The 12,408-nt window shown below is 38.6% G+C and carries 9 protein-coding genes; 2 read left to right on the top strand and 7 right to left on the bottom strand.

Annotated elements, in window-relative coordinates:
• Positions 1-43: 43 nt before the first annotated feature.
• The 6 genes from NCCP133_RS16000 to NCCP133_RS15975 all read right to left on the bottom strand — a co-directional run bounded on the left by NCCP133_RS16000 (position 44) and on the right by NCCP133_RS15975 (position 8,389).
• Positions 44-1,258, bottom strand: coding sequence for an MFS transporter (locus tag NCCP133_RS16000; protein WP_264806070.1), 1,215 nt, complete (start codon positions 1,256-1,258; stop codon positions 44-46).
• A 451-nt stretch (positions 1,259-1,709) separates the two neighbouring features.
• Complete coding sequence (locus NCCP133_RS15995; RefSeq protein WP_264806069.1) at positions 1,710-1,934, bottom strand: hypothetical protein; 225 nt, start codon at positions 1,932-1,934, stop codon at positions 1,710-1,712.
• A 529-nt stretch (positions 1,935-2,463) separates the two neighbouring features.
• Entirely contained in the window at positions 2,464-5,430 is a 2,967-nt protein-coding gene (locus tag NCCP133_RS15990) for a Tn3 family transposase (protein WP_264806067.1), read from the bottom strand.
• A gap of 36 nt (positions 5,431-5,466) precedes the next feature.
• Positions 5,467-6,339: a tyrosine-type recombinase/integrase gene (locus tag NCCP133_RS15985; RefSeq protein ID WP_264806066.1), complete on the bottom strand. Its 873-nt coding sequence runs from the start codon at positions 6,337-6,339 to the stop codon at positions 5,467-5,469.
• A 180-nt stretch (positions 6,340-6,519) separates the two neighbouring features.
• On the bottom strand, positions 6,520-7,416 hold the full coding sequence (locus NCCP133_RS15980; RefSeq protein ID WP_264806065.1) for a DMT family transporter: 897 nt from the start codon (positions 7,414-7,416) through the stop codon (positions 6,520-6,522).
• 73 nt (positions 7,417-7,489) lie between these two features.
• The gene (locus NCCP133_RS15975; protein WP_264806064.1) at positions 7,490-8,389 is read right to left on the bottom strand and encodes an aspartyl/asparaginyl beta-hydroxylase domain-containing protein; all 900 of its coding nucleotides are present in this window, start codon (positions 8,387-8,389) and stop codon (positions 7,490-7,492) included.
• Between the two features lie 155 nt (positions 8,390-8,544).
• Here NCCP133_RS15975 and NCCP133_RS15970 point away from each other — a divergent pair, with 155 nt between their 5' ends.
• Positions 8,545-9,468: a LysR family transcriptional regulator gene (locus NCCP133_RS15970; RefSeq protein WP_264806063.1), complete on the top strand. Its 924-nt coding sequence runs from the start codon at positions 8,545-8,547 to the stop codon at positions 9,466-9,468.
• Positions 9,469-9,851: 383 nt separating this feature from the next.
• Here NCCP133_RS15970 and NCCP133_RS15965 read toward each other — a convergent pair whose 3' ends face one another.
• Positions 9,852-11,585, bottom strand: a complete 1,734-nt coding sequence (locus NCCP133_RS15965) for an ABC transporter ATP-binding protein (protein ID WP_264806062.1) — start codon at positions 11,583-11,585, stop codon at positions 9,852-9,854.
• A gap of 128 nt (positions 11,586-11,713) precedes the next feature.
• On the opposite strand from NCCP133_RS15965, the gene NCCP133_RS15960 reads away from it, so the two are divergent.
• Positions 11,714-12,331 (top strand): DUF3298 and DUF4163 domain-containing protein, encoded by a 618-nt coding sequence (locus NCCP133_RS15960; protein ID WP_264806061.1) that lies wholly within the window; start codon positions 11,714-11,716, stop codon positions 12,329-12,331.
• Positions 12,332-12,408 lie beyond the last annotated feature (77 nt).

Raw genomic sequence — 12,408 nt, 5'->3', positions numbered from 1 at the left:
GATCATACAAAAAACCGGCCCACATTACAGTGAGCCGGTTTTTTTACGTGCTTACCTCTTTATTTATCTGCATTTCGGTCCGAAGCTGACGAAATTTAGCAAAGAAAGCTGCCGTCATGGCTAGGGAGAGAATTCCAAAGATTACGACCATAATCTGAAGGCCAACTGCGTCCAGCAGGAATCCTGTCAGCAGGAGCACAATTTGAAATATGACTCGGTCGAGCATGTTGCGGAAGGAGAAGAATCTTCCATGGAATTCTTTAGAAACTCTCGTTTGGAAAATGGTCGCGGCTGTAGGGAAGAAGCAGCCGACTGCAAATCCAAATACAAAGAAGGCCGCAATGGATAGAACCGGCACATCTGCAAAGTACAGAAGCAGCTGTGAGACGCCAATGATAAATGAGAAGAAAAATAAAATAGCATAAGGGGAACGTTTTTGGCTGATTTGTTTGACGATAAATGCGCCAAGCATGAAGCCGATTCCTTCTGCAGTATAGATCAATCCTTTAATGGATGAGCTGTCCTGGAGTTCGCTGATGTTGATGACCATCAAGTTGAATCCGCCAAGAAACAGCAATGGAACCAGGGTTAAGATCAGAGTCATGAATACAATGGGAAGTTCTTTAATAATCGGAAAAACTTCCTTGAACCCTCCTCTGCTTTTGGCTGATTTCTTTGCTTCACTTAGTTTTTCCTTTGATTCCTCGAAGTCCATTAACCATGTGATCCCAAATAGAATCAGGTATGCTGCCAGCGATACGATATAAAGCATGGATAATGGAAGAATGACTAACAGTACGCCGGCAAGGGCCGTACCCAGTATCCTGGAAAGGGTAGAAGCATTCATGTGGACACCATTTAGCTGCAGCAAGTCTTTTTCTTCAACCACGAGAGGGATGGCTGCCTGCAATGCAGGGAAATAAAAGGCTGCTGACAATTGAATGACAACCAAAAACAGGATCATCCACCAAACAGAACCGGTTTGAATGGCAATTAGCATGAAAACAACACTAATGGCTCTGACAAGCCCCGCTCCAAGCATCACCGTTTTTTTATTAAGCTGGTCTGTAATTTTGCCGGCCAGGGGGCCAACTATAATTCCGGCCAGCAATCCGGAAGCGAGAATAAGTGATTTTAAGAAATCAGAAGGGACTTTCTCCTGCATAAACTCCAGATTCCCAATGATGCCAAGCCACAAGCCCAGCCCTGCTATAAATTCACCAGTTAATAGAATCCAAACATTTTTATTTTTCCACATGATAGTGCCTCACTAATTTCATTAGAATTTCGATAATCTAAAGATACTATAAATTTTTAAAATAATGAATCTAATTTTACAAATAGGTAAAATGAAAGCCGTTATCAATTACAAGATCAGAAAAGAAAAAGGTATGTTCATTCTTTTTAGACAATTCCTGCAGCGGGAAGCAGGGAAGGGCGGTGGACGGATCGGGTGTTTCTGAGGGAATCTGCCGAGATGAATGAGAGGAGGCTTCATTGAAATGGTTTTAGGCCAAACGTTAAAAGACATTCTGGTAAAGACAGCAAGGAGATGAAGAAGGTTCTCAGCTTGATGAAGCCAGGTAATAGACAAATGTGCAAAAGAAAAATTCAATCAAACGTTTGATTGAAAGTGGGTGGACGCAGGACTGGTGCGGGATGCAACGTACAGGCTGCGTCTTTTTTTGTTATAGAGGCGGCTGCAGGAGTTAATGATTGCCGACTGCTTTTTCAATTGCAGCGGCAGCGGAATCGATGGTAGGAAAGGTTTTTTTTATTAAATTTTCCGTATAGGTAATTTCAAATGAATGAGACTCTTTCATGTAACGGACAGCTAAAACACGTATATGGTCTTTAGAAAAAGTTTGAGTGATTTGGCAATCACCATAATATTTTAACGTTTCAAGCATGTTTTTCGTATGATCTAGCGGCATAGTTTGCAACCTCCTTTTTGGGTTGGTGTAACTAAGTAGATCTTAATTCCATTATAAGGAATTCGTGTGCTGATTTATATGGATAATTTGTCGGATTTTATCACAAGTGCGGGGAAAAGTGGTCGGAAAGAACAGTTACTTTTTCATATATATGGAAATGTTTATGTAAAAATTAGTAAAATTCGATGTTGTATCATATGATTTTTGGATTTTTTTGGTTGGGGATCAAAAAGGTTTTGAGTCGGTGAGGTTGGCCCTATTCACCTCTGCTGTAAGGGCATTAACAGGAATTCTAGTCATATCCCAGGGGCACTTTAGGTATCTTGAAGTCAGGGATGCGGCTAATGGCTTTTTTGATAAAGGCGGATTCCCTGTTATCGAAAAATCGGGATATACTCTATTGATTATTTCCATTGCAATATGGACTCATTGCATAGTGGGGTTCCGGGGAGATATGTGTAAAAATAGGACATAGACTAGAAATATTTACCAATAAAGTTAGAAGCCCAACGATCGTTGGGCTAAATCATTATGAATCTATGAAATCCAATGCACCTTCAAAAGGTTGTGGAGACTGCCCTAAATCAATGATATAATCCCCAAATCGTTTTATATGGCCAGTCAAGTAAGGACTCATAAATCGAACATCTTTAGAATCAAATCCATAACCTTCTCTCTTCAATGCTCTTAGAATTACTGTTATATCAACAACGTTTTGGAAAATGACAGCATTTGAGACAAGCTCATTATACTTGATGACTTTTTCTTGTTTTTCTGGATCGTTGTCTGAGATAACCCCATCGCCTCCAAAACATAGCCATCCAGAAAAGGAGTGGTATGCCTCGACTTTGTTCGTCTCGTTTGTAATTTGTTGTCTTAGTTCAATATCTGAAATATAACGGAGTAAGAAGAGTGTACAAATTGCTTTACCCAGTTCTCTTGAAGCTTGATATAATTTGTTTTTCCTACTTTCATTCCCTAATTTTCTTAAAATCATAGAAGAGGAAATCTTGCCATTCTTTATTGATAGAACCACTTGGATAAGATCGGCCCAATGAGTTTCAATAAGATCCCAATCGATCGTTCCTTTAAACAACGAATCAATGTGTCGATAAGTAGTTTCAGCTGTAGGACGAAAAAAGTTTCGATCTTTAATATTTCGGATTCTTGGCATGAGCTTGATACCTAAAAGATGTGCAAGAGCAAATACTGGATAGGATTGACCTTGTGTATCTGCATGAATGGTATCTGGTTGAATATCGGATTTATTTTGAAGAAGTCCCTCAATGATATATACAGCTTCCCAAACACCGCAAGGAATAAAGTGACTAAAAAGAGCAATATAGTTATCGGCGATCAGATGAAAAGCGATAGCCCCATAGCCACCATACCGAATATGATATTCAGCTAATAGATTTTCTTCATAAATATCATACATGGTTCCGTCTGCAGCCGCCTTTTTGCCCGTTCCCCAAAGCTTTGGCAAATCAAAATCTTTATGATAATGATTGATTAGATCGCGCGATGCTTGATTTAATTTTTCTACTGTAATGTGCCTTTGGTTTACATAGGAAAGCATATCTGCTGTAACCGTTCCTCTTATGTGACGTGCAGCTTGCGCTGGCCCTAAATTACATCCATAAGCAAACGTATTTAAAATGTACCTCTCACGAGGATTATCCAGTTTTGGATCTGAGCCAGATAAAGGCCCAAAATGACGTGTCCAGTGAATCCAGTGTTCTACATTACAAAGAATATCAATTACATTTCTCTCTGGTAGTCGTTCCTTTATTAATCGTTCTAATTCTTTCGCAGAAACCCCTATCTCTTTCCCTTTATAGCGTTTCAAAGTCAATTTCCCACTTTCATCAATTGAGAGATTGTCATTTCTAGGAAACTCTTTATCAATTTGATGAGAATAGGCTACCAATTTTTCTTTTAAGTTTGCTACAAAATCCTCTGCGTTATTGGGTAGATCAAGTTCTTTACAGTAATCAGAGACTAAAGGTTCGCATTCTTCCCAACTGAGTAACTGTTCCCGAAAATCATCATACGATTCGGAACCTGGAACACAAATATCCCCTGATTTTAGTTCTGTTGCTATTTGTGAAAAAACACAAGCTTCTAAATGTCTTCTAGATATTTCCCAGCTACCGACACGTTTTTTTACACGAACTAACGATTTCCAATCTACATTCGCAAAAGATAAGTTCAAATCATCTGGGAGCCAATCACTTCTCCGATTTCGATTTTCTTGAATTATCGATAAAGCATCCATCAAAGCCGTATCCTGGCTTGTTGATGAGAATTGAAGTAAATCAGCCAAACGGAACATAGAAGCTCTATAGCTTCGGAAATGGGGGAGGATAAATTGCAAATGATTATTACCGTGGTATGCGGAGACTGCCTCGCAATCCTCTAGTAACTGTTGAATACTTCCACTTTCCTTTAGGGTACTTTTTATCAGTTGACTTGCCTGTACTTCACTATCTTCCTGATCCAGTACATGTAATACATTTTTAAAAACCATCACAAGATGTTCCATCTTCTCTTGATGTTGTTCTTTTATGGCTTTTAAATCTGCTTTCGCTGCGTTATGTAAATTCCCCATCCGTTTCATAAACATTTCTGTTATATAATCACGAGTTTTCATTTGAGCATGAAACAATAAAGATACAACCAGAGTGATCCTTTTCGCTTTTGTATAATCCCTAAGTTCCTTGGCTTTTAACGACTTCGCTTCGGCCGCAAAATGCTTAATTTTTGCAACTGGAACGCCTTGTACATAGGCCTTCATATCACCAAAAGACTGTAACCAAACCAGGTGACCGATTAAATCTTTTAAATTTCCTAGAGTCGGGTTTTTAGGAAGCTTCTTAAATCGATTAAAGTCGCTGAAATCGCTGTCTTCATTTTTTAAAAGAATTTGTTCGAATTTTTCTTGTTTAATCTCTGACAACCGATTTAATACTTGTTGAAAATAACTTCGATTGACTACCATCCTAATTCTTCTTGTTAACCTATCCAAAGTACTAAATGCAGGTAATTCCATCCGGGAACGAATCATCTCATCGATGGTAGCATTAATGATATCAGCTGGATTATCTTTTACTACGGATATATCATACATAATTTTCATGATTTGTTTGCGGTTAGTCTCGCTGTATGGAGAAACCTGCAAAAATTCTCTAATCGCTTGGTGATGACGATATAAAGTACGTTTGTGATCATATCGAGGAACAATATCTTCCTTTATATTCAAGTAATCTCGAATATATGAAACCAATGGTTCGGGGATATCTGCTAGTTTCGGAAAGTACCCTAATCGCTGAAAAGTTTTTAACAAAAGAGTCATGTTTAATACATTTACTGAACCACGAGCCTGAGTATAAATAAAACTTAATTCTTTGGTTCCAGGTGTGTATACGCTACGAAGCTCATCATTTGAATATTTTTTCTTCAGTCTAGGATAAGCTGTTCGCTCAATCGATGCCATTTATCACTTTCATCCTTTTCATCATAGGATTTTTGTTTAACCAAATACCTTTTCTACTGTTTGCTCTAGGTCTTTCATAGATGGGGCTGCATATCTTCGAGTGACATTTACATCACTGTGTCCCATTAATTCTGCCACTGTAGCAATATCGATACCAGAAGAAACTAGTTCTCTCCCGTAGGTATGTCGTAACATATGAGCGTGAATACCTAGCTTTTCAAAAATCCGTTGAACCGAACGCTTAGACATCCTCTTTTTGAAGTTAGAGAGAAACAACGATGGGTCGTTGTCTTCGCGCGTTTCTAAATAATGGCGTAGGTGGTACCGAGCTTCAGAGGGTAGAGGTACTGTTCTAGCAATACCACCTTTTCCATCTCGGATAATTACATTACCCGATCGTTCTCCCATATGAACATCGTCTTGATTTAACGATGTTAACTCAGAAACTCGTAAGCCGGTATATAGCGAAAAATAGACAATAGCAATCGAGCGAAGATTACCTGATCGCTCTACCTCACGAAATAAGCGATTACGATCCGTTCTTGGTAACGATTTAGGAGAAATATGTCTGGAATGGCGAACTTCAGGACGTTGAATATTATCAACTAAGTGGGATTGTCCCAAGTGCCGAACATAAGCTACAATTGCACTATATTTGGGATTCAGAGTGGATGCTTTGTTTCCTCTGTCCTGCAAATGCTTGATATATTGTTGGACATCATATCGGGTTAATTGATCCAGATTGCTTCCTTCTGAATGTAACCATTTCTGAAAATTTTTCATGTGTCTTACATAATCCTCAATCGTTTTTTCACGATTTCCTTTTTCAAGAAGATAGTTTTGAAACCCTACGAATTCTATGTCACTTTTTTTCACCATTAGCCCCCACTTTTTAGCCTCTTTTGACATCTATTATAACTCAAAAATGACACAGAAGACATGTTCTATGTCATAATTCTACGTCAATTCTAAATAAAAAGACAACTCAACCTATAAATTAAATAAACCTAAAGGTCGAGTTGTACTATTTTAATTATAAAATTGTATATGCAATTAACTTAAAGTAATTACATTGTTAAAATCCCAGGACTATGTCATGCTTCCTTTTTTATTTATCAATATTAACCCAATCACTATCAATAATAATCCTGCAAATGTTGATAACTGCAAGATATTACCAAAGATTAAGTAGTCTAATATAGCAGTCAAAGGGGGAACGCAATAAAATAAGCTGGTTACATTTGTAAGATTCCCCTTACTTATCATGTAATAAAGTAACATAGTGGCACCTACTGTTATAATCAATACCATCCAAAGGAGAGAAACCCAAAAGGTAATACTCCAATCTACCGCTAAGGATCCAAAAAAGGGTGCAACAATAATAAAAACTATAAAGCTACACGTGTATTGTATAGCCATATTTATAGGAAGGCTGATTTTAATCTTTTTCTGTAGGATCGTTCCGTACGTAATACTGCCGAGGGAGAGAATACAGCATATAATTCCAAAAAGTGAAATAGTCCCTACTAAAATACTGTTCAGAACAACTAAGATAAGACCGATCATACCTAAAGACAACCCAACCCATTGTATCCTACTAGCTCCAGCTTTAGTTAAAATGGTTGTAGTTACAGGCTGAGCACCTAAAATAATGGCTAATAGCCCAGGGGAAATATTATAGTCTAAGGCTAAAAAGAAAAATGCTTGATAACCTACCTGTTGGAAAAGCCCAGTAAAAACTATGAGTCTCCATTGATAAGTATTTGTCGGAAAGGAAGGTTTTAATTTCAAACAGAAAATCCATAAAATAACCATGGCGAAAAAGAATCGGTATGATAAAAAAATAAAGGGATCCGCATATGATAAGCCTAATTCTACAAAAATGGCGCCACTACTCCACATTAATACAAAAATCCAAGGAATTATTAATTCTTTATTCAAAGAATTTTTTTTGACCATGTTCGACGCTCTCAATTCTGGTTCCATTTTTTCACCTCTAAAAAAAGAGAGCCTCTCTTTAACGAAAGGCTCATCCCATATTAATTGCAAACAATTCTCATTAGTTACCTACAGTAACCTTCAAGCTAGACCAATCGGAAAAAGAAAAACGCTCCCCTAATTCACGCTTTTCAATTAGATATTGGTGAACTTTATTTGCCTTGTCTACCATGACTTCATCATTTGCTCGTTTAGCTATCTCGGCAAGCCATTTATAGCAAACATCAATTGGAATATTTTTATAGAAATGAATTTTTGAGAGTAGAAACACAATCTCTTTAAAATTGTAACGGGATATCACGTTTGTTAGTGAAGATATTATTCGTTCCTCATATTCTTGATCAATATCTTCTCTTTCTACTATAAAGGGTTCTATATCCGTATTATATAGATTTTTATCTTTGAAGATATCACTAGCATGATAATTACTATCAAATGCAAAGTCTAGACAAAGAAATAAACGATTATTATTAGAGAAGTTTGCTGCCGCATGAACGATACCTGCATCAAGGAACCAAACTTCTCCTTTACGCATACGAAACACATTATTTTCATCCGAATGATACGCCATTTCATTATCTTCTAAAGGAATAAACACACGAAAATACTGGTTGATGTTTTTATCTAAATCAACAAAGTCCCTATGCGGCATAATCAAAGCATCTATTAGGTTTCGGGTTCGAACCATTTTTAAATTTTCCATGTTGAAATTTTCTTGGAGAAGATTACTTATGTAATATAGCTTTTTTCCATAACCTGTTTGCTTAATCTCATGATCATAATCACGGTATTGGGTGTCTGTTTCATCTTCAGAAGCACTCCATAGTGTACAATTCATCCAAAACCCAGCACTAAATTCATCATATTCTTCAGGAATTTTCGGAAATGTATCATGTACTTCTAAATCCTTTTTTAATAAGTCATCATTAATTTCGATTTTCCCAAAAATGTAAGAAGCCATATGGTTAATCCTCCCAGATAAGTAGTAGCAAATAAAAAGTAGGTGTCGTGTTTTCATTATTTGCCCATATCTACATTATATTGGGTTGCTCTGCATCTATAAAATTGATAAATTGAAACATAACAATCGAAAATTTAGATGGGAGAGCTAACGATATGGAAATCCGTCACTTGAGGACCTTTAAAGCAATTATTGATCTAGGAGGATTTACAAAAGCTGCAGACTACCTTGGATATGCCCAATCGACTATAACTTCCCACATTAGGGCTATTGAGAATGAACTGGGCCAACCCATATTTGATCGAATTGGGAAAAAGGTATTACTAACTGAAACAGGAAAGCTTTTAGTACCCCATGCATTAAAAATGCTTAGTATTTATAAGGACGTTAAGGAGATTACATCCTCTAACGGAGAAATTAGAGGGGATATAGTCATTTCCGCACCAGAAGCATTATTAATTTATAGGCTTCCTCCAGTGATTAAAGAATTTAAAGAAAAGTGTCCAAACGTCAATATTGAATTAAAACACTTGGATCCAACAAAATTAAAGGAGGATTTAACGACTGGAAATGTGGACTTAGCATTCGTTTTGGATACAGAAAAAGTGGATGACGACATATATTTTGAGGAGTTGGTAGATGAACAGATGATGTTTATATCGCCTAATAATGGTTATCAAAACACCATCGCTTCACTTGAAAACCAAGTGCATTTATTTACCGAAAAAGGTTGTGGTTATCGCCTAATGTTTCAAGATATTCTTAAGGAGTACAATATTCAAAACCAAAAAAATATTGAGTTTTGGAGTATAGAGGCCATTAAACAATGTATAGTTTGTGGAATTGGTGTTTCCTTACTACCCTATATTACAGTGAAAAATGAAATCGAACAAAAAAAGATTATGGCTCAAGAAGTTAAAACTGATGAATTATTGTCTACTTATCTTGCTTATCATAAGAATAAATGGTTAGCCCCATCATTTAAAATATTTAGCGAAATAGTTAGAAGACATGCACAGGAGTGGAGGGATACCACCACAATATATCATGAGCGAAATAGCCCTATAATTCTCAATTAGGAAAAAATATTTTACTGCATTCGTTGACTAACATCCTAAAACATTTTGAAATTATTTTTGATAAGGAATACAGATAATGGCGAACTATAAAATAGACTTTGAATAAAAACAATCCCGTAAATTCCCATAGAATAAGAATTTCCGGGATTTTTATGGTAAAAACTGTCTTAGCGAGGGTGAAACGTCAAAATGTTGGCGAGATCCCAATAAATATAATGCCGAAAAATTCATCGACTAAATTCCAGAAACACGATCATTAGACTTTTAACTCGTTTGGTAAATATTTCTAGTCTGTGTCCTATTTTTACACGTATCTCCCCGGTACCCCATAGTGATCGTTAAAAACCTTGGATTAATACTTAATCCAAGGTTTTTGGTGTCTTCTATGCCAGCTGCTGCTCAGCAAACTCGCGATATAACTCATGTGTTTGTGTTAATTCATAATGAGTGCCAATGCCTGTCACTCGGCCCTTTTCAATAAAGACTATCTTATCTGCATCGACGATTGTTGAAAGACGGTGAGCGATGACAAAGGTTGTCCGGCCTTTCATTAAGCGGGTCAGTGCCCGCTGGACGATGCCTTCAGATTGGCTGTCCAGGCTTGCGGTCGCTTCGTCCATCATCAGAATCTTAGGGTCGCGCAGGAACGCCCGCGCAATGGCGATCCGCTGCCTTTGCCCTCCAGAAAGCTTCACGCCCCGTTCGCCAACTTGGGTATCAAGTCCTTTCGGAAAATCTTCTATAAATTGGTCGGCATAAGCCATTTTAGCGACTTCCCACAAATGCTCATCTGAGATGCTTTCCGGCTTTTCCAACCCATAGCATAAATTTTCACGAATGGTTCCTGCCATCATTGCACTTTCCTGTGAGACATAGCCGATTTGGCTGCGCCAGGATTTTAGCGAGATATGCTGGATGGGTGTGCCGCCAATCCTGATTTCGCCTGCAGTGGGCTCATAAAATCTCTCCAACAGCCCAAATAAGGTGGTTTTTCCGCTTCCGCTCGGACCTGCCAAGGCAATCATCTGGCCTGGCTGTGCTTCGAGTGAAACGTTCTGAAGAACCGGCTCTTCTTCGCTATAGGAAAAAGATACCTGATCAATGGCAATCGGATGGTTGCTGATATCTATATCGATGCCATCTTGTCCTTCCTCCAGCGGCTGTTTTAAAATCTCGATAATCCGCTCGGTTGCGCCTTTGGCTTTTTGCAGCTGAGTAAAGAACATCGCGAATGAAGTGATCGGCATAATAATCTGGAACAAATAAAGCAAAAAGGCAACGAGTGATCCGGTTGACATGGTTCCACTGGCAACACGCATGCCGCCATAAGCAATAATCATGACGATGACCGTCATCATGATCAGATACATCGTCGGGCCGATCATGGCAAAGATGCGGGCTTCTCTTAAGCCAAAACCAAGTAGCATATCAATGCCATTCAAGCCCTTTTCTTCTTCGTTTTGCTCAGCAGTAGAAGACTTCATTAAGCGAATTTCACTGAGCGTTTGCGTGATATGGCCGGTAAATGTTGCTGTCTCATCCTGAAGCCCGCGTGAAATCTTTGCCATTTTTCGGCCAAGAGGAATCATAATCGCCAATGTGATGGGAACAGAAATGAGCATGAGCAATGTCATCTTCCAATCCATCACAAGCAAGATGCTGATGGCACCTATGATGCTGATGATCCCAGTGATAAATTGCGGAAAATGGCTGGTGATCAGCTCCCTGACAATGCTTGTATCATTCACAACGCGGCTTACGGTCTGACCGCTCGATTGCTTATCGAAAAAACGGACCGGTAGCCGGATGAGCTTCATCCACATCCGGTTACGCAGCCGTGCCACGACTTTCTGGCCGACATAGCTGAGCAGATAGATGGAGATTCCGCTGATGATTGCCTGGATGATAAAAGCGGCGCCAATTCCGATGATGAGCGGAGCACTTAAGGATTTCACAGAAAAACCGTCAACGAGATTTTTGGTCAGCAACGGAACGACAAGGCCTGTCAAAGTGGTTAAGATACTGGCTGCTAACCCAATGATGAGCGAGGTCTTTGGAATTTTTGTTGATAGGATGAGTGAAATGAAAGGTTTTAGGCTGGTTTGCTGGTTGTCCATGTATGGTGCTCCTGTCTAGTGATATATTCGTTTTCAGTATATACCATTAAAACTTCCATTTCCTGTTATGCACCTATACGCCCACTCCATGAATAGGATGTGATAAAAACCGATAAAGGATGATTGCCGTGGCGATTAATTTTCCAGCAGGCATTAAAACAATGACGATTAGCAGCGGGCCAACCAAAGTGGTTTATTATCCCCGGGTGACCGGGATGCAGAATAAGCACCTGCAGCATTTTATCAACAGCACGATTGTTAGAGAAAACCAGCAGCTCATTAACGAGCAAACAGGCAATATGGATACTGCCGTAGTGGATTTGTATGGATATTATGAGATAAAAAATAATCAGCGAGATGTACTGAGTTTGTCTTTGAACAACTATGTGTATCATTATCATGCTGCACATGGGATGACGGTTATAAAGTCTCTGACGTTTGATTTGCAGAAGGGGAAGCAGGTGGCGCTGAAGGACCTATTTAAATCGGGAAGTGACTATGTTAAACGAATATCAGAGCTGATTAAGGTGCAGATAAAAGAGCGTGACATCCCCCTGCTTGTAGATTTTACTGCTATTAAGCCGGACCAGGACTTTTACATGGCCGACAAAGCACTGGTCGTCTATTTTCAGCTCTATGAAATCACGCCGTATGCTTATGGATTCCCGATGTTCCCGATCTCGGTTTATGACTTGCAGGATATTATGGATGAGAATGGTCCGCTGGGGAGGATGGCGGTGAATTGATGCTGAGGTGCCTAGTGTAGTAAATAGATCAAAATCATAAAAAAGACCACCGTTTTCAATGTAAAATGGAAGTACCT

It is taken from the genome of Cytobacillus sp. NCCP-133 (genome assembly GCF_026011715.1).
Classification (GTDB): Bacteria; Bacillota; Bacilli; order Bacillales; family Cytobacillaceae; genus Cytobacillus.
Note: the sequence above shows the minus strand (reverse complement) of the source record. Positions and strands in the feature narration are given on the sequence as shown.